The organism is Ventrimonas sp., from assembly GCF_048380235.1.
Classification (GTDB): domain Bacteria; phylum Bacillota; class Clostridia; order Lachnospirales; family Lachnospiraceae; genus Brotaphodocola.
Map to the genome: position 1 here is coordinate 74,325 of NZ_DBFCCJ010000064.1, position 19,977 is coordinate 94,301.

General features: G+C 47.4%; 15 protein-coding genes. 4 read left to right on the forward strand and 11 right to left on the reverse strand.

The features are described from left to right. The first annotated feature begins 40 nt into the window (after positions 1-40). Genes thiW through thiE form a run of 3 tightly spaced genes read left to right on the forward strand, consistent with a single transcriptional unit; the run spans position 41 to position 2,091 of the window. The gene (gene thiW / locus ACMP1L_RS10585; protein WP_118731646.1) at positions 41-631 is read left to right on the forward strand and encodes an energy coupling factor transporter S component ThiW; all 591 of its coding nucleotides are present in this window, start codon (positions 41-43) and stop codon (positions 629-631) included. Then, positions 558-1,427: a hydroxyethylthiazole kinase gene (thiM, locus tag ACMP1L_RS10590; protein WP_418453000.1), complete on the forward strand. Its 870-nt coding sequence runs from the start codon at positions 558-560 to the stop codon at positions 1,425-1,427. The genes thiW and thiM overlap by 74 nt, the downstream gene beginning before the upstream one ends. A gap of 34 nt (positions 1,428-1,461) precedes the next feature. Beyond that, entirely contained in the window at positions 1,462-2,091 is a 630-nt protein-coding gene (thiE, locus tag ACMP1L_RS10595) for a thiamine phosphate synthase (protein ID WP_118540610.1), read from the forward strand. Here thiE and ACMP1L_RS10600 read toward each other — a convergent pair whose 3' ends face one another. From ACMP1L_RS10600 to ACMP1L_RS10620, 5 genes are read right to left on the reverse strand one after another with little or no spacing between them, the layout of a single operon-like run. After that, complete coding sequence (locus ACMP1L_RS10600) at positions 2,092-2,823, reverse strand: ABC transporter permease (RefSeq protein WP_177303585.1); 732 nt, start codon at positions 2,821-2,823, stop codon at positions 2,092-2,094. A gap of 2 nt (positions 2,824-2,825) precedes the next feature. Continuing rightward, a complete protein-coding gene (locus ACMP1L_RS10605) occupies positions 2,826-3,668 on the reverse strand; it encodes an ABC transporter ATP-binding protein (RefSeq protein ID WP_418453001.1) in 843 nt (280 codons plus the stop codon). Continuing rightward, entirely contained in the window at positions 3,661-4,353 is a 693-nt protein-coding gene (gene cobI / locus ACMP1L_RS10610) for a precorrin-2 C(20)-methyltransferase (RefSeq protein ID WP_418453002.1), read from the reverse strand. Before cobI ends, ACMP1L_RS10605 begins: the two co-directional genes overlap by 8 nt. 52 nt (positions 4,354-4,405) lie before the next feature. Beyond that, on the reverse strand, positions 4,406-5,458 hold the full coding sequence (locus tag ACMP1L_RS10615) for a tyrosine-type recombinase/integrase (RefSeq protein WP_418453003.1): 1,053 nt from the start codon (positions 5,456-5,458) through the stop codon (positions 4,406-4,408). A 23-nt stretch (positions 5,459-5,481) separates the two neighbouring features. Continuing rightward, on the reverse strand, positions 5,482-6,213 hold the full coding sequence (locus ACMP1L_RS10620; protein WP_418453004.1) for a tRNA 2-thiocytidine biosynthesis TtcA family protein: 732 nt from the start codon (positions 6,211-6,213) through the stop codon (positions 5,482-5,484). Between the two features lie 209 nt (positions 6,214-6,422). On the opposite strand from ACMP1L_RS10620, the gene ACMP1L_RS10625 reads away from it, so the two are divergent. Continuing rightward, positions 6,423-10,766, forward strand: coding sequence for a hemoblobin-interacting domain-containing protein (locus ACMP1L_RS10625; RefSeq protein WP_418453005.1), 4,344 nt, complete (start codon positions 6,423-6,425; stop codon positions 10,764-10,766). 694 nt (positions 10,767-11,460) lie between these two features. Here ACMP1L_RS10625 and ACMP1L_RS10630 read toward each other — a convergent pair. The 6 genes from ACMP1L_RS10630 to ACMP1L_RS10655 all read right to left on the reverse strand — a co-directional run bounded on the left by ACMP1L_RS10630 (position 11,461) and on the right by ACMP1L_RS10655 (position 19,938). Then, a complete protein-coding gene (locus ACMP1L_RS10630) occupies positions 11,461-12,729 on the reverse strand; it encodes an amidohydrolase family protein (protein WP_118731654.1) in 1,269 nt (422 codons plus the stop codon). Between the two features lie 59 nt (positions 12,730-12,788). Beyond that, a complete protein-coding gene (locus ACMP1L_RS10635; RefSeq protein ID WP_418453006.1) occupies positions 12,789-14,999 on the reverse strand; it encodes a S9 family peptidase in 2,211 nt (736 codons plus the stop codon). A 14-nt stretch (positions 15,000-15,013) separates the two neighbouring features. Then, entirely contained in the window at positions 15,014-16,546 is a 1,533-nt protein-coding gene (locus ACMP1L_RS10640) for an AbgT family transporter (RefSeq protein WP_118731656.1), read from the reverse strand. Between the two features lie 142 nt (positions 16,547-16,688). Beyond that, a complete protein-coding gene (locus tag ACMP1L_RS10645) occupies positions 16,689-17,306 on the reverse strand; it encodes a TetR/AcrR family transcriptional regulator (RefSeq protein ID WP_418453007.1) in 618 nt (205 codons plus the stop codon). Between the two features lie 68 nt (positions 17,307-17,374). After that, on the reverse strand, positions 17,375-17,833 hold the full coding sequence (locus ACMP1L_RS10650) for a DUF2798 domain-containing protein (RefSeq protein ID WP_177303593.1): 459 nt from the start codon (positions 17,831-17,833) through the stop codon (positions 17,375-17,377). 437 nt (positions 17,834-18,270) lie between these two features. After that, the gene (locus ACMP1L_RS10655; RefSeq protein WP_418453008.1) at positions 18,271-19,938 is read right to left on the reverse strand and encodes an LCP family glycopolymer transferase; all 1,668 of its coding nucleotides are present in this window, start codon (positions 19,936-19,938) and stop codon (positions 18,271-18,273) included. Between the last annotated feature and the right edge of the window lie 39 nt (positions 19,939-19,977).

The following is a 19,977-nucleotide window of genomic DNA, read 5'->3' on the forward strand; positions in this document are numbered from 1 at the left end:
TTTTGGCGGCAGGAATCCGGAAAAACAGGAGGAATGAAGAATGGAAAAACAAAGAATGAAAACGTTTCGCATGGTGTTTCTGGCAATGATGGTAGCAATTGGTGTCGTAATCTCTCCCATTTTACGAATTGAAGGAATGTGTCCTACCGCACATCTGATCAACATTACCTGTTCTGTATTTATGGGACCATGGTATTCTCTGCTGTGTGCCTGCATGATCGGCGTCATCCGCATGATGTTTATGGGAATCCCGCCGTTAGCGCTGACCGGTGCCGTATTTGGCGCCTTTATTTCCGGTGTATTTTACCGGGCATCCAAAGGAAAAATCATCTGCGCTGTACTTGGTGAGATCTTTGGAACAGGCATCATCGGTTCCCTGGTATCTTATCCGGTCATGGCCTTTTTGATGGGAAGAGAAGGACTGAACGCATTTTATTATACGCCGATGTTTATTTCCGCTACGATCATGGGCGGAATTGCCGCATACATCTTTCTGAAGGCGTTAAGCCAGACAGGAATGCTTGCGAAATTTCAGGAAAGTCTGGGAGCAAAAGTTTATGACAGAAATACAAGAAAAAGCGAACACAATACCGCAGGAGCTGAGTATAGCGGAAATTCGAAAGTATACTAAAGAAGCAGCGCCTCTGATCCACTGCATCACAAATCCAATCTCAATTCACGACTGCGCCAATATCATTCTGGCTGCCGGTGCCCGCCCGATCATGGCGGAGCATCCGGCAGAAGTTGCTGAAATTACAGCAGTTGCCTCTGCACTGATGCTAAATCTTGGCAATATCACGGATGCCCGCATTGAGTCAATTCAGCGCGCATTGAAAGAAGCAAACCGGCGAAAAATCCCGGTGCTGCTGGATCTTGTCGGTGTCACCTGCAGCAGTCTGCGGCGCGAGTTTGCCAGAAAACTGCTGGCAGATGGAAGGTTTGCCGTGATCAAGGGGAATATTTCTGAAATCCTGGCTGCGGCAGATCTCCCTTTTCACGGAACCGGAATCGATGCCGGTTCCCAGGATGCGATATCACAGGCGAATGAGGCAAGCTACTGCACTACCGCTAAAAAGCTTGCAGAGCATTTGGGGTGTACGGTCATGGCTACCGGAAAACTGGATCTGATCGCAGACCGGAATCAGGCATTTCTGATCGCCAACGGGCATACTGCATTATCCGGCATTACGGGAACCGGCTGTATGGTTGGTGCACTGACTGCGGCATACCTTCCCGCAAGTGTGGCACTGGCTTTCACCGGTATACCTGCTGCATTGCTGGCAGCCATTACCATGGGAATTTCAGGAGAACATGCTGCATCCGGCTCCAGAGGTCCTGGAAGCTTTCAGGCAGCTCTTCTGGATGAGGTTTTCTGCATGACTGACAGTCAGCTCCAGAATCAAGCACAGATACGCCGTATCGGGTAACACAGATGCCATTCATAGAAAAGAGGAACTTAAGATGAAAAACAACCTGGATTTAAGCTTATATCTTGTAACTGACAGTACTTACCATACCGAAGAATCTCTTCTTTATACCGTAGAGGAAGCGTGCAAGGGTGGTGTTACCATGGTGCAGCTTCGCGAGAAGAATACCGGCGGGCGGGATTATCTGGAAAAAGCCTGCAAGCTTCGTGCGATTACAGACCGTTATCATATTCCGCTGATCATCGATGACCGTGTGGATGTTGCCATGGCCTGCGGTGCTGCCGGTGTTCATGTTGGTGCATCAGACCTTCCGGTAGCAGAGGTTCGCCGTCTTCTCGGACCGGATAAAATTGTGGGAGCAACCGCTAAAACCGTTGAAGCTGCGCAGAAGGCTTACCAGGATGGCGCAGATTACCTTGGAGTCGGAGCAATTTATCCGACCACAACCAAGGTGACCACCGTGCTCACAGAGGTTTCTACACTGGCTGCCATCTGCAAGGCCGTTCCGATCCCGGCGGTTGCTATCGGAGGACTGAACCGGAAAAATATGGATATTTTAAAGGGGAGCGGAGCGGACGGTATTGCAGTGGTATCTGCTATCATGAAAGCAGATGACCCGAAAAAAGCAGCCGAAGAGCTGCTTGCTGCAGTGAAGGAGCTTTGATCACAGATTTTTCTTTTTGTATAGAAACCAGGATGCGGCAGCAGAAAAGCAGGCCAGATATAATACCAGAATCCAGATTCCTGTGAAGGAGAATGCTTCCTGATTGGCAATCTGCCGCAGGGCAGCGCTGGTCTGTGACAGAGGAAGCCAGCTGATCAGCTGGCGGATCCCGTCAGGCATATTCTGGGCGGAGAAAAAGGTGTTGCACAGATACGCCATCGGCATGATAACATAGTTTGAAAACCGCGGCACATCTGCATGGTTTTTTGCGTAAAAGGAAACTACCACACCAATGGTGGAGAACACCGCTCCGTTCAGAAACATAAACAGAAATGACCAGCCGTTAAAGCAGAGGCCGGTCCGCAGAGGAAGGACCAGAAGTATGATTACACTTCCAGCATAGACACCGCGCAGACTTCCGCCAATAATCTGACCTGCAATAAACTGCCAGAGAGGAGTCGGTGAGATCATGACCTGGTCAAATGCCTTTTCATACAGGCGCTGTACATTCAGTGTCTGGGCAATGGCATTGAAGCTTCCGTTCATGGTAGTAAGAGCCACTACACCTGGGATCAGAAAGTTCAGATAGGGTTGGCCGTGTGATACGGTCTGGACACCAAAGCCAAATACCAGAATATACAGGAGTGGAGCAATCATGGCTGCGGATGTGATCTTAAAAAAATTGTGGCGGAATTCCACCCATTTTTCCCATAATACAGTAAGAATTCCCATGGTCATCTGCGCTCCATTTCTTTTCCGATGTGCTCAAGAAAGACATCTTCCAGCGTTGTATTGCGCAGTGATGTCTCATATGGCGAGTCGGACAGATAACGGATTGCTTCCTCCTTCTCTGAAAAATAATGACATCTGACACCGTCCGGTTTTGTTTCATCTACCGCATAGCGCCCAAGCACTTCAATCATGTGCCTGGGCGTATCAGTTTCTCGTAGCACACCGCGGCACATAAAGCCGACACGGTCGCAGAGTGATTCCGCCTCTTCCATATAATGTGTAGTAAGAAGAATCGTCAGATTCTGTTGGTTCAGCTTTTTTAAAAGGTTCCACATCTGTCTGCGGGCCAGAGCATCCATTCCGGCTGTTGGCTCATCCAGCAATAATATTTCCGGTTCTGTTAACAGTGCACGGCAGACCATCAGTTTTCTTTTCATTCCGCCGGACAGCTTCCGGACGGTTCTTTTCCGGTAATCCAGCAGTCCGCAAAAGTCCAGCAATTCTTCTGAACGTTCCCGTATTTTTTTTAATGGCATATAGTAAAGGCGTCCCTGATATTCCATGATCTCATCCATAGTCATGTCCTGACGCATCGAGTACTCCTGTGTAACGACACTGAGCTTTCTCTTTAACCGGTCATTTTTTCTGGTCAAAGGTTCTCCGTCAATCTGAATGGAGCCTTTGGTAGGAAGCAGAAGTGTAGACAGCATGCTGATCGTTGTTGTTTTTCCTGCACCATTTGGCCCAAGAAGTCCAAAAAACTCTCCGGTTTCGATCGTAAGGTTCAGATGATCCACCGCAAGGAACTTATCATATTGTTTCGTTAGATCCTGTAATTTAATCATGCGGTTCCTCTTTTACAACAATAATAGAATAATAGCTTGCCTGATCCGGTATTTCGTCAATACAGTGATAGATATGCTCGTCCGGCATGCCGCAATTTTCAATCATAGAGCAGGTTGTATTGCTGCGTTTTAGAGCTTCCTTTACAAGCGGCATTTTGGAAGCAGCTTTCATCAGCACTTTTGTTCCCGAAAGGTTCAGTGCATCTTCGACTCCATAGGTAGATGGGATGATATGGATCTGCTCAGAACGGTCTGCAAGACTATCTTCAAGTCTGGCGCTGACAGCACAGAATGATGGAATTCCATTGATGATCTTTGCATCATATCCGCGGGCTTTTACCAGACGGTGAATGTAAATATAAGTGCTGTAAATGGTCGGATCTCCAAGAGTAAGACAGGCTACATCCAGTCCCTGTTCCAGCTTTTCTATGATTCGGTCCGCTGCGGTCTGATATGCAGCGTCCAGAACAGCCCGGTCTTTTGTCATGGGTGTAGTAAGATCCAGACATTCTTTCTGATCGAGATTCTTAACAATGCCGCTTGCAATCCGGTAAGCGACTGCCTTTCCCTTGCCATCTGCCGGTACCGCAAGGACCGGACAGCATTTAATTGTGTCGACTGCAAGATAGGTCATAAGGCGAGGATCTCCAGGACCAACACCAACACCGTATAACGTTCCATTCATAATGTTTCTTCCTTTCGTTCTTAAAAGTGAAAAATTTATTTACTTTTTAATTCTATGGTTCCCGCAATTTCACTACATTTCTGGCACTTCTTCTCCGTTCATCTTCCAGTGCGGCGTAGTGTTTTTTGGTGGTGTTTACATCGGAATGTCCGAGAACATCTGCTACAAGATAGATATCGCCTGTTTCCCGGTACAGATTGGTGCCATAGGTACTGCGCAGTTTGTGCGGGGTGATCTTTTTGAGCGGTGTGACGATATGAGCGTATTTTTTAACCAGGTTTTCTACCGAGCGGACATTCATGCGTTTGCGCTGGATGGAAAGGAAGAGTGCCTGCTCGCTTCCTTCTTCCGGAATGATTCCAAAGCGTTCATCAAGATAGTCCTGAAGTGCATTTTCTACTTCTGACCCGAAATACACCGTTACTTCTTTTCCGCCTTTGCGATGAATATGTATGCCCCCGTTTTTAAAGTCTACATCGTTGATATCGAGACCGACACATTCGGAAACGCGGATTCCGGTTCCGAGAAGCAGCGTCAGGAGTGCCAGATCACGAAGCCGTGTACGTTTATGAAAGGCTTTTTGTTTTTCAGTCAGGCCTTCGCCCTGCTCTACGGCATCCAGAAGAAGGGCTACTTCATCTACATCGAGGCGGATGATTTCTTTATCGTGCAGCTTTGGGAGCCGGACGAGAGCTGCCGGGTTTGTTGTAAGCTTTTCTGTTCGAAAAAAATAATTATAAAAGCTTTTCAGAGAAGATATTTTACGCATGATACCTCGTTCCTGATTCATGATCTCATGATTCTGTTCGTTGAATCGGTATTTCAGGTATTCCATATATTCTTCAAGATCCGTCACCGTGATCTGGTCCAGCTGTTCCAGTTTAAAATCCATTCGTTCCATTTTGGCAAAGACAGGATTTTCTTTTTTCAGAAAATCAAAGAAAACAGATAAGTCATAGGCGTAGGCAATCCGGGTTCTTGTAGAAGTGCGCGGTTCAATCCCACGGAAAAACTCGGTACAAAATGGAGGAAGCGCCTTCATCATTTCCCTGAGCTTTTTGATATTTTCGATGTCTTTCTGCTGATAATAAGGTATATTTGCCATGATCGTGTCTCTTTCCGAATTTGTTAGTTGTGTTTATCAGGGTTTTCCCATCCGGGAAGGTTTCCGTGTGATACTGCATGAAACAGTCGTTCCCGCACACCAGGTGCCTCTGCATTGATGGAACGGATCAGATTTTTGATTGCTTCGCGATTGGTGTGACCGTCCATCGGACAGGGATTTTTGCAGACCGGAAGCTGATACTTATTCCGGAAGCCTTTTACATCGGCCTCCGAAACCAGCATCAGCGGCCGAATGACGGTAAGGTCTGTGCGGTCTAAATGGGTAACCGGAGGAAATGCATAGAAACGGCCTTCGTAGATAAGAGACATCATTGCAGTTTCGATGATGTCATCCTTGTGGTGGGCATAGGCAATTTTATTGCATCCGAGTTCCATGGCTTTCTGGTTTAGCGCGCCTTTTCTCATCTTTGCGCAGAGAGAACATGGATTTGTTTCTTTGCGGATGTCGAAGAGGATTTTTCCAATCTCGGTGGTCACAATCTCATAAGGAATGTGAAAGCTGCTGCAAAGTTCCTGAATTGCTCCCAGGTTCATAGGTTCCAGTCCGAGATCTACGGTAATGGCAGATAATGTAAAGGGAATCGGATAGAATTTCTGAAGACTGGCGAGACCATACAGCAAGGTAAGGCTGTCTTTGCCGCCGGAGATTCCTATTGCTATGTGATCTTCCGCTTCAATCATATGATATTGGTCAATGGCCTGACGCAGCAGGCTGAGTAGTTTTTGAAGTTTCATCTTTTTTATACGAGGATCCTTTCTCTAAAACGTAAGACTATCTTACCACAAAAAAGCTTCTGCGTCATACTTATCTTTATTGAGCAATGTTTCTCATCTGACGAATATGAAATTGACAATCGAAGTTCTACTTTCTATACTAAATCCGTTATCGGAGTTAGCGTATGCTAATTTACAGAATGAAATTGCGTAACGGAAGGGGAAGAAAAATGAGAACACGCAAGATTCAAAAACAGGCGTTTGCTGTATGTCTGGCTATTATGACTGCAGCCCAGACAATGACTGGTTACGGTGCGACGATCACAGCCGGGGCGGCACCAGATCATGGAAGCTGGGTCCGTGAAGGTCAGAACTGGAGATACCAGGCAGCAGATGGAAGCTTTGCGAAGGGCTGGATCCATACGGCATCCGGCTGGTATTATTTGGATCTGGATACCGGAGTTATGAAAACAGGAAAAGCTGTTATTGATGGAAAACAATACTATTTTGATCAGCAATCTGATAGTCTTGAGGGAAGAATGCATACCGGATGGATCAAAGATGAGGAAGGCGCCTGGTATTTCTACAGTACGAATGCAGATGTGACCGAGGGTGCTATGGTATCCGGATGGCAGTGGATTGATGGCAGATGTTATTATTTTGAACCGGAATCCGGTGAGCACCCGGGAAAAATGTTTACGGATGGAACAACTCCTGACGGCTATCAGGTAAATCAGGATGGAGCATGGCTGGATGAAGACGGCAAGGTTCAGGAACGTCCGGGTCAGGGATATACAGGGCTGAGCGGACAAAACAGAGCCTCCGGCAGTACGCAGACAAGCAGTGGCGGTTCTTCAGGCGGTGGATCCGGCAGCAGCTCCAGTGGATCTAGCAGCAGCTCTAATGGGTCCGGCACCGGTGCAGGCACTTCTTCCGGAAATACGAACAGCAGTCTATCATCTCCTGGTACTTCAAATGGACAGGATGAACAGCAAAGTTCACTTCTGCTGGAAAGCCAGACCAGAGTAGTAGATCTTGGCTGGAGCCAATACGTGTCAGTTGCTTTCGCAAAAGGATATTCTCTGAATAACTGCAGAGTTATGATCGATGGAGTTGATGTCACCGAGGCAATGACTCCGGTGGATACGGACGGCACAATTGCAAAATGGGAGCTGACTGTTTTAAATCCAGGCAGCATTACTGCGATGGATCAGGAAGGTCACACACAGACAGTTTCCCTTGGAGGCAGTCAGAATGGTTCTGGCACGATTCAGGTGAGAAAGCATACAGCACCTGCAGCATTTCTTGCGCATGGATCTGTTAATGTATGGGATTATCAGCTGACCAATTATGACGATCATGGTCAGGTTCGTGTGAAGCCGTCAACAACTACTTTTTCGCTCGGACAGAAAAAGGATGAGATCCGGTATTACGCGCCGAAAGCAGAATTGAAGGACGATGAGACAGCAGATAACATATATCATGTCAGTGGTGAAGCTATCGTGATGTTTAATTATACATCTGAGGCAGATAAACAGTGGTTTGACAGTATTTCTGATGTGGATCTTGTTTCCGGAAACGGAAATAAAAATACGATCAATGCGGATCTGGCGTGGAGCAGTGATCTTGCGGATCATCACGGAAAAACGGTTGGACAGATCACAGTACCGCTTGGACAGACGAACTTTTATTCCAATGGCCTGTATTATCTTCGTGTAAAATCAGGAAATACGGATACGCTGATTCCAATCGAGGTTGTAAACGGCACGGCGCCTTCTATGATCTTAAGTGAAGCCGGTGCGATCGTCAGCGGAAAAAATCTTCATTTTACGGTTCAGAATATGACGTATGGAGCAACAATGCCGGTGAATCGTGTTGAGCTGACACGACCGGACGGAACTACTGAAGAACTGGAAAAGATTCGTGACTGGTATCTAATCGGTGACAGCTTTGTTCTTTATAACGATGAATCTGCCACGGACGGCAGAAATAACATTCCGGATCCGGGCCAATATACCATCACAGTTCATGCTACCGGATTTAAGGATATGTCTTATACCTTCACGGTATCTGATGCTGCAAGCGCGACCAGGGAAGAAGCACAGGCAGCATATACACTGGCTGCGGTAGATGCAATTTCCAGTGCAACGGTCAGCGGCGGAAGCAGCAGTGGCAGTTCTGACGGATCAGACGGCGGAAGCACTACGATGACTGCTGATCTGCTTTTTGATGCTGATCTTCTCGCAAATGCGCTGATTTTAAGTGAGCTCCAGGTTGAAAATGAAGCTGCCGATGCAATTGCAGATCGGTGGTTGTCCGATATGTCTGGTTACGATGCTGTTATTGGCGAGGACAGCACAACCTTTTACAGCTTTGATGCATATCGTGATGCAGTGGAGCAGGCCAAGAATGCCGGATCTTATTTAAGCTTTGCAGATTATTTAGCAGCAGGAAATGCAGAAACGACTGCAAACCGTCCTTATGCAGTGAAATATGTACTGGAAGACAACCTGCTTGGCGAGACGCAGATGAATGGCAATTACCTTGGAAAAGAGGCTCCTGCGATTCATTTGACAGATGAGACTGGAAATACGATCACAGAGATCAAAGAGGGAACGGATGTTTATCTTTCCTGTGAAGATCTTGCTTATCTTCAGACTGTTGCGGACGAGGCGAAGCTCTATGTTAATGGAGATTATCAGGAGCTTTCCAACACGAAATATACATTAACGGAAAATGGTCTCTTATTACAGCTGGATGCAGATGTGTTCCGTCTTGAAAATGGAAGCAATACACTTGTGATCAAGTTGAATGGCTATCAGGATAATACCGTTTCGGTACCGGTTGTAAAGGATAAAAAGGATGTTCGGCTGTCTGTAAATGAGAATCTGAAAGTTGGCGATGCAGTGATTCTTACAAATGATGCAGATGAAAGCGGAGATATCTGGAAGTATATCACAAAGGTGTCATTGAAAAAACCAGACGGAACCGTGAAAAGCATTCTTCCGGATGGTCAGGAGAGTATCTCGGAAAAAGTGGGTTACAGCATCAGTGAGGAACAGGAAAATCAGCTGATTCTTGGAAAAGATCTGTTTGACACGGATGGTGAATATGAAGTAACAATTGAAGCTGCATATTATGAAAAACAGACGATCTCCTTTGAAATTTCAAAAGAAGACCAGACAGATCCGGGTGAAACAAATCCGGATGAAGCGAAGGAGCCGCCGGCAGCAGTAGATGGGGAAGACAGTTGGAATATGGGAGCATATACCTTCCAGTTTGGCACAGCTTCCAGTGACTGGATCAAAAATATCAGTAATGTAAGCGTCAATGGTCAGTCATACGAAAAAGGAAGCTTTGTTTATGGCAATGCCCAGTATACGATTTCAGAGACCGATGGTTTTGTTAAGCTCGGAAATAAGAAAATCACAGAAGATAAAAATGAAATTGTAATTTCTGCAGCAGGATACGAGGATCTGATCTTCTATATTGACAAAACAGGAAAACTGGTAGATGAAACAGAAAATCCGGATACAGAAAACAAGGAAACGCTTGCAGGCCCTGTTGAAACCAAGGATATCACCGATGGATTCGGACTTGTGTTTGATGATGCAGAGTGGTTTGACAAGATCACTTCTGTTACTGTTAATGAAACTGAGTACACAAAAGCTGATTATGATTTAAACAGTAATGAATATCGCACGAGCGGGATCCTGAAACAGATTTCATTAAGCAATTCTGCTTTTGAGAATTCTGAGAAAAACGAAATTGTTATTGAGGCTGAGGGTTATGAATCTCTGACTGTGACGATCATGCTGGATCAGAATGGAAAGATTTCTGACGGTTCGAATGGTGATATCGGAAACGAAGATGGTGAGGAAAAAGCAGCGCCGGAAGTCAGTGCCAATGCAAAAGGAAAATGGGATGACTATTATACAGTAAGATTAAGCGGTGAAGAATTAGATGACTGGTTTGCTGCTATGAAATCAATCACCATAAATGACACGGAACTTACCGCAGTTTCTTATTCCTGGGATCTTGATCAGAATAAATATCTTCTTAAACCAAATGATCGCGAGATTCGCATTGGTAAGAATTCCCTTACTGAGAGTCAGAACGAAATCGTAATTTCAGCAGATGGTTATGAAGATCTGATCTTCATTCTTGATAGTGATGGAGCACTCATTGCTGAAGAAGATTCAGAGGCAGCAATCATGTTGGTCTCTGACGAGGAAGAAGCAGAATATGATGATCGGATTCTTGACGAAGATACGATCATTTCTGATGACAGTGATGAAAAAGCCAAAGACCAGGACAGAATGGATTCTGTTGAAAGCAACGACGCGGAAGTTGAAAAGAAACAGACAGATGCTGCAGAATCGAAGGATACAAATGATAATGCATCAAATCAGCTGACAAATGATAGCGATGCGGAGGAAGATACGGAGGAAGTCAAGAAAAACACGTTAGTGGATGATGACGCTTCCTCAGAAGCAGCCCAGAATCCGGATACGGAAGACAACAAAGATGCAGTGGTGATCAACGAGGAAAAAGCAGAAGAGCAGGAAGTATAGAACGGTGTTCTGATGTTTCGGAAAACGGAGTGTATGACTTATAATATGGGTTATACACTTCGTTTTATTGCTGTTTTTTATAATTACTCATTACAATTTATTATAGTTCTTGAGGCCATTCGAAATCACGGGATGGTACTGGGAAAAGACATCACACACACTTCATACCAACACCCAAACCAATCATCACAGGACCTCACACAAGCCCTTACAAAGCTATCTGGCAACATCTAAGCCCTGGATTTGCACGCTACGATTCATGGCGGTAAAATGGCGGTTTACCGAAGGGAATGCCGTGATAGGCTCGGCAAAGCCGCAAGGCTCTGATGGCGGTACGCCATGGGAGCCTTGTCAGCCTTGGTCATCGCGGCATTGGGTTCATTCGGTCAACGGCTATTTTGCAGCCATGCACCCAAACGTACCAACCACCACCATAATCACACAGATTTCCTTTCCACAGCCACACACAATCTTAATCCATTGTTTAACGAAAGTGAAACGGTAGTTGGAAATAGAACAGGTTGAAAAACTTCGTGCATAGGACGAAGTTCCGTCACCATGTCAACCAGGTACAACTATTCGTTAAACTATTCTTTCGCGAATAGTTGGAGATAGCAAAGGAACACTGCTGTTCAGTCCATGCGGCTGGCGGCGTGTTCCTTTTTATTATACTCCTTTTTGTGTATGCTATATGCTATTCCAGACAGCTTTCCGTGTCGTATACCTTTCCCTCTTTCATTACAAATGCGCAGTCCAGCAATGCTCTCGTGTCGTGCATGAGATCCCGTTTCCATGCAGAAATATCGGCATATTTTCCCGGCTCTATGGTTCCGATTTTATCGGATAACTGTAATATATCCGCATTGACGGATGTCGCGGCCTTTAATGCGGCAAACGGATCCATTCCGCTGTTTAACCAGGCTTCGTATTCATAACCACTTTCATAATTCTGGTGATTTGCCACAAAATCGGTTCCATAGCCCAGTTTGATCTTACTGCTGCAGATTACTTCCCGTCCTGCCTGAAGCGCATCCTTATACAGTTCCAGCTTCCGGCGGAATTCCGGCTGTTTTTTCTTGATTTCTTCCGGATCATAATGAACCGCTTCCTCGTATGGACAGAAGGTCGGGACCAGGTACAGGCCCTTTTCTTCGATGAGCTGCGCGGTTTCCCGGTTCATCAGGCTTCCGTGCTCCATGCCGTCGATGCCGAAGGCAATCAGCTTCTGCATCAGCTCATTCGTGTATACATGAGCCGTCACGGTTTTTCCAAGGGCATGGGCTGTATCCATGATGGCCTTTAATTCCTCATCGTTGAGCTGCTGCTGGATCGGCGTATCATAAGGCGTGAAGAAACCGCCTGTGGCCATGATCTTCAAAAAATCTGAGCCGTATTTTACCTGTTCCCGCACGGCATTGACAAAATAGTCCTTTCCGGCACCCAGAGTCAGGCGTTCCTGCTGAAGCTTCTGGGATAACAGCGGATTTCTGGCAAAGCCCTGGCTGAGATCTCCGTGGCTTCCGGCAGAACAGAGAAACATCGGTGCTGCCACAATGCGGCTTCCCGGAAAATATCCCTGCTCAATGGCCCGTTTTACATCCAGAACTCCGTATCCATTGCTGGTAATGCCGCCCACGTGGCGCACAGTGGTAAATCCTCTGCACAGTGCCTTTTCCGCGCAGCGCGCGATTGCCAGGGTTTTGGCTTCCTCACTCTGGGTGTATACTTCCTCCCGCACCGTATGCCAGTCAAAATAATCCATATGCATGTGGGCATCAATCATTCCCGGAGTCACCTGACAGTCACTGAGATCAATGATATCCGCACCTTCCGGCACGGAAACTTCACTGTCAACTTCCGCAATGAGATGATCTTCTACCAGAATACTCTGGCCGCTCTTCCATTCCTGCGTCACGCCGTCATAAAGACGCCCGCACCGCAGAACCTGGTATTTTTTATTCATACTGTTTGAACTCCTTCACCGCGTTTATTCATAACTGTTCAGTACCCTCACAGTTACGTTTATTCTTCAAAAATTCCAGAATCTTCTGCTCCCAGAAGGTTCCGGACAAAATAATCCATCTTCCGGCGAACAAAGTACGCATCGGACGGGACATTGTGATTGCATCTTGGCAGAACCACCAGATCATATCGCTTGTTGTGGGCATTCAGCTCATCACAGAGCCGTAGCGTCTGCGCCATGGTCACATTGTCATCCATGGCTCCGTAAGCCAGCATCAGATGTCCCTTCAGATTTCCGGCCAGGCGGGTAATGTCGCCATACTGGTAAACTTCATCGGTATAAAGTCCGTTGTAGCGCTCCGTCCAGGAATGCTCATACATCCGCTGGTCATAGTTGCCGGAGGATGCCACACCGACACGGTATACGCCCGGATACTGGAGCATAGCCGACACGGTTGCGTAACCACCGGCAGAATTGCCCCACATGCCAACGCGTACCAGGTCAATCTGCGGATACCGCTGTTTTAATTCTTTTAAGCAGAATACATGGTCTTCCAGGCCTGCGCAGGCGTGAATGTTATGATAGCTGAATCTGTGGAATGCCATGCCCCGGCCTGGAACGCCCCGGCCATCCAGGATCAGTCCGGCAAAGCCCAGCTTCGCGAAAGACTGCAGGCCACCGTAAATTTCCCGGTTCATGCTATTGTCCCAGGTAAAGTCCCGGGGAACGTTGTAGAGCTGCGCACCGCCGTAAATGTAATCGATGAGCGGCCAGGAAGAATCCATGCATTCTGGTGCCGGATTCTTCGGGCTCCCATTTTCCCCCGGATCCGGGCGGAAGAAAATGCCGTACAGCTTCGTCTTTCCATCTGCGGCAGTCAGCGTGATCCGCTCCGGAATCTGATAACCCAGTTCCAGAAGCTCTGAAATATCTGCCGTTTCCAGTTCGCAGATCAGAGAACCATCCATTTTCCGCAGAACCGTGACCGGAGGAAGATCCACGCGGGAATAGGTGTCTACGAAAGACTGGCTTCCCATGCTGATCTGATGCACGGCATCTTCCGGCGTCAGGCGTGTCAGGCCGCTTCCGTCAAACCCGATGCGGTACAGCTGGTAATACATGGGATCCGAACACTCTGGAACATTATTTGCCATAAAATAAATCTGCTTCTCCCGCTCATCGACACGGATCAGCTTCTGAATGATCAGTTCTTTCTCAGACGCATCAAAAAGATCACCCTCACAGATGCTTTCGTTTTCTGTCAGGCGGTAGCGGTAAAGATGAGCGAATCCATTTCGTTCACTCTGCCAGAAGGCATAGGCTCTGTCACTGGTGATAAAGTTGGAAAACAGATAGCTTCCGTAGCCGTCCAGCAGGCCGAAGGCGCCAAGGTTGAAAAACTGCTCCGTTGTCTCACGGATGACAGCACGGCAGCTTCCGTTTAATGCATCACCGAGATAAAGGCAGGCCTCCTGATAACCTCGCGCAATCCAGGTAAAATAGAAATGGCGGCTGTCCTTCATCCATTTGACAGAAGATTTTTCCGGAGAAGTAAATACCGGATAGAGAAAGTCCGGCGCGTCTGCCTTCACCAGTGCTTTTTTCGATAAGGAACCGATGTATAGGCTGTAATGCGGAATCTCTTCGTCGGTATCCGTGACAAAGGGGCATGGATATTCGTAAAGCTCCGGGCGCAGATCGGTAAGGCTGTCTGCGTAGGATGCGATCAGCGGAAGCTTTTTCGTGGTTCTCCGGTCCGCGCAGTAGGTGATAAAACGGGTACCGTCCGGACTCCAGAGGACTTGGGGATGTTCCTTGTATCCCTGGCGTTTTACGGTAATCTGGCTGTAGATATCAATATAGCAGCCGTATTCCAGATCCGGCTCCCCGTCAAAGGTAAGCTGGATCCGTTCTCCGGTTTTCTGTTCGGTCAGAATCAGGTTGTGTCGGTCATAGGAAAGATAGTAAGCACCATCCGGGGACATGGTCACAGCCTTTTCATTTAGACAGCCGGAAGCAGAGCCGGCATTTGCTGCCTGCCCTGCTGTCTCTGCTTTCTGCAGGATCTGTCTTGTTCCAGTCAGTCCGTTTACTTCTGCCAGAACAGCGGTAACTTCACTGCCGGAACGCTCCTGCCGTTCATACTGAAACGTGGTACCGTCTGCATTCCAGTGTATCTTTGGATTTCCGTTTAACACGGCGGTGCGGGTATGTTTTGTCAGAAGCTTTTCTGCTGCTTCATAACGCGCTCTCATAGTGTGCTTTTTCATGTTGTCTCTCCCTCTTATAAGAATACGCTGACACCCGGACCCAGCGGAAGGTTAAACAGAACCCAGACAATCATCTGAATAACCCAGACAATAAGAAACGCAATGGAATATGGAAGCATCATGGAGATCAGGCTTCCCATGCCAAAGTTTTTGTCGTATTTCTTTGCCATTCCGATGGCGATCGGGATATACGGATAGATCGGGGTGATGGCGTTGGTGGTGGAATCACCGATTCGGTAGACGATCTGCGCGAAAGCCGGGCTGTAGTCAAGCATCATCATCATGGGTACCAGGATCGGAGCAAAAATGTACCATTTTCCGGAACCGCTGGTCATGAACAGGTTTACGACGCAGCAGAGCAGGATGAAGAACAGCATTAACGGAATGCCGGTAAAGCCTGCTGCCTGCAGGGCATCTGCACTCTTCACGGCGATGATCATGCCGAGGTTAGTGTAGCTGAACATATTGATGAACTGCGCAATGACAAATACTAAAACAATGTAGCCGGTCATGCCTTCCAGAGCCTGGGCCATCCGCATCGGAACGTCAGAACTGTTTTTGATGGTACCAGCCTTTACGCCGTATACAACGCCTACCAGAATGAAATAAATCATCAGGATCGGAACAAGTCCTTTGATGAACGGTCCGTTTAAGATGGAACCGTCTTCCGCACGAAGCATGCCACCGGACGGGATGACCAGAATTGCAAATAACAGGATGTACAGAATACTGAAAATGCCTGCTGCGCGAAGTGCTTTTGCCTGAACAGGAGTGATCTCGGAGCTGGATTCGACTGCGTCAACGCCCTCTCCGTCTGCCGGATCATAGGTGCCAAGACGCGGAACGATAAATTTCTTATTTACGAAAACACCTACCGCAGTCAGAGTGAATACGGATACGAACATGAAGTACCAGTTGCAGGTGGCGTTGACAGTCATGGACGGATCAATCATCTGGGCTGCAGATTCGGTTACACCGGCTAAGAGGACATCGGTTCCCGCAACGATCACGCAGGCGGTAAATCCGGCATTGGTTGCCGCGTATCCGGCGAGCAGTCCAGCAATTGGATGCATGCCAACGGACTCAAATGCTGCCGCTGCCAGAGCCGGAACCACGATGATGGATGCCTCAGAAGCAATACTTCCGTTGATACCAAGGAATAATACGGTAGCGGTCAGTGCCCACAGCGGAACACCGAGGATTGCGCGGCGCATTGCCGTTGTCAGAAGACCTACCTTTTCTGAAAAGCCGATGGCAATCTGCATGGCCAGTACCAGGCCAAGGGGTGAGAATCCCTGGAAGTTGGAAAGCAGATTTTCCAACAGCCAGATCAGACCATCCTTGCTGATGAGACTCTTGGCAAGAACCGTTTCTCCGTTTGTCGGGTTTACCACACTGACGCCAGCCATGCTGCATGCCAGACTGATCAGTGCCAGGATCAGACATAACCATAAAAATAAGATATACGGATGAGGGAGCCTGTTTCCTACCCGTTCAATAAAATCAAGAACTTTTCCGTTCTTTTTCTTTTGTGCCGTTGCCTGCATAAAAGTACCTCCTGTTAATTTTCATTTTTAGACCATGGTCTTATTATAAACAATAAAAGAAGAAGGTGCAACATTTCCTGCCTGCACCTTCCAAAATAAAGTCAAACACAACAAAATCATTCAAAAATCAGCAATTCTCTATTTATTGTTCTTTTCTCACTTCATATTGCGAGGAATATCCGATGTAGGAACGCTCCAGCTTTGGAACACTCACCGCCGCCAGATCGTAAGTGCCGCCTGCCAGGCACCAGGAAATCAGCTGGCTGCGTTCCTCTGCGACAATGTCGGCAGCAAGCGCATGACAGTCAAGATCCGTCCGGATCTCGCCCTGCTCCTGTCCGCGTTTTACAATCTCCAGAATAATCTTCACAAACGAACGCTGTTCTCCCCAGAACCGGATGCCGGTAGTCCCGGAAAGCTGGCTGATATAGAGGCTGGTAAGAAGCTCCCGTCCAATCTGATGGCTCATAAAGTCGAACATGAAACGGTTTAGAAGAAGCAGCTGTTCAAAGCTTCCCAATGTTTTATCAATGCTCTGGTAAAACTCCTCGTATTTTTCATCGAAGAGCTCATACATGGAATCCAGAAGCTCTGCCTTGGCATGGAAGTAATAATAGAATCTGCCCTTTGAGCAATGTGCCTCTTTCAGAATATCCTCCATGGTAGTGTTTTGATAACCCTTCTGGTAAAACAGCTTCCAGGCTGAATTTAAGAGCTGCTGCCGCTGCTTCTGTTCGTTGAATTCGTCCTTGGTCCGCATGTACAGTTGTCCTTTTCTTTTTTCATCATTTTACCATGAAAACGCAAGTGTTTCAAATCATGCCTTTTTTATTTGAACATTTTTCCAAAGATAAAACGAACCAGCGGACCTGCCGCGAACAGCTGCCAGAAGAACGCCATTGGGAAGTTCTTGATGGTAGTGGAGATCCAGATGCTGAAAAATTCCGGCTGCAGGCCATTCTTGAATAAAATGGTTGCGATCAGGCTCATGTACGGGCACATCATCCAGATGGACAGAACAGAGATCATCAGGATCACAAAGATGATCTTATCTTCAGCCGGATTGAAGATGCGGAAGGTAATCTTTTTCGCAATCGGTCCAACTACAAAAAAGTCAAATAAAAATGCCAGCGGGCACATGATCGGAAGTTCATGAAGTGCTGCTGCGAAAACAAAGTTCTGCATACCGCCGACATTCAGTGTGACGTTGTAGCATACCATGGCGTAAACCATGGCAAAGACCATCATGATTCCGTAAATAATTTCCTGTTTCAAAGATTTTGGCATAAGTAATTTCCTCCTTGATTGCATGAGAACAAAAAAATGCAGCGAAGCCGTCAAACTCGTTGCGACTCCACTGCATTCTGAATTCAGATATCGGAAAGCTGCTGTTCACAGATTTCCGGTGTGCATCTCACTGCGTTCTCATAAAACTGTATGATGTATTGTTGTTACCGAGGTGCTATTATAGCGAAAAATTTTATTTTGTATAATAGTTTTTTGCCATTTTTTTGAATTTTGTCTCATTCTACAAAGATTGCAAGTCTATAAGCGGATTTCTGTATATTATGACGGTCTCTGCAGCGTGAGCGTAAACACAGCGCCGCCTTCCGGACGATTTTCTCCTTTTACGGTTCCCTGCATACTTTCTGCCGTAGAAAGGAGCGGGCACAGATCCGCACCGAGCTTGCCTGTGGCAGTCACTCGCATTTTTTGTTAAATTTTTACACTCCCGGTCCGGCCTCTTCGGCTCCGCTTCCGGAATTCTGTCCCGGCGCCTCTAAGGCGGCATTGGTCTCTGCCGCAGTCGGGGCATTTGAGGTGCCTGGTCCATTGGTGGACAATCCAGGCCCTGCAGACGGTCCCGGCCCTGCACTGGTGTGATCGGAGGCGGTTGTCTCAGAAGAACCCGGGCGATCCTGCGGCGCGCTGATCACGCCGGATGAGGTTTCCGTCTCTTTGGTTTCCTCTGCCTCAGAACTTTCCATGGTTTCTTCCGCAGATTCAGAAGATGTCACCGCAGCCTCGCTGCTTTCTTCCACAGCCGGATCCATCTGTGCCGGTGCTGCGGCAGGCTGCTCAGACTTTCCTCCTGTCTGTCCACCGCCATTGTTGCCTTCTACACCGATATTTTTTCCGGTTTCCGTATCCTTTCCCGGGTCACCCAGACCGGTCTTTTTCGCAATGTAATTGCTGATCTCTTTTACAGATGCCGGTGCGTCATACTGTTCCTGATCGTATAAGAACATATGCAGCTGTACGACATTGCTCTCCAGGGTGGTCGGGATAACGCAGGACTTCTTGCCAATCTTCATCTCCTGATGGGAGAACGGGAAGCCGGAGGTCTGTCCGATATAATATTTTTTAGCACCCTTTGCCAGTGCAAGTACATCATCCACGCCGATGCTGGTAGAAATCTGCGGGTACACAGCACCTACCAGGGTGCGCAGTGTCTTAAATTTGGAGTTCTTTGCCTTTTCCATTGCCTGACCGAGGACTTTACGCTGACGTTCTGTACGGTTAAAATCCGTATCCATCAGACGCAGTCTTGCGTAAGCTACGGCCTGGACACCGTCCAGATGGTTCATACCACTGTGTTCCAGCTGATAAGAGCCGACTCCGGTAGAATTTACGGTTTCTGTGATAAAGGAGTTGATGTAGGCAAATTCCTTATCACTGATTTCAATGTCCACGCCTCCCAGTACATTGATGGCGTCAACTACAGCCTTCCAGTTGAAGGTAGCATAATCATCAATGTGCAGGTTTAAGTTGCGTTCGAGCGCCTTCACAGCCTGCTCATGGCCGCCGAGGAAATAGGCCTCGTTGATCTTGTCATAATCATTTTCCTTTTCGGAAATGTGCAGATAGCTGTCACGGAAAACGGATACCAGGCGGATCTCCCCTGTTTTTTTGTTAATGCTTGCCAGCATTTCCACATCGGAAAGGGCTCCCTTTCCGAGATTGCCGTCACGGGAATCTACTCCAAATACGGCAATAGTCCAGTAACCGCCAGCACGGAAATGGCGGTACAGAAAGATTCCCGCAAAGAGGCATACCACCAGAAGCAGGATTTTTCCGAAGGAATGTTTCTTCTTCCGTTTTTTTCGTGGTCTTTCGTAAACGGCACGATCCTGTCTCATGGCGTTTCGATTCTCCTTCCTGTTTGGATTTTTCTGCTCCTGTTTTGTCTGTGCAATGGTACGGTTCAGTTCCTGCTTCAATGCGCTTTCATAAGTATCATAATCATCCAGATCCAGTTCTTCAATCTGGTCCGGACGCAGATCATAGGAATCACCGGTCGGTGCGGCCGGCCGGCCCTGTTTTTTTCGCTGTTGTCTGGCCCGCATACGGTCCAGCTCATCACCTTCAAAAGAGTCTTTTCTGTAGCTCAAAACGTCTCCTCTCTTACCGGATCATCCGGTCTGTATGAT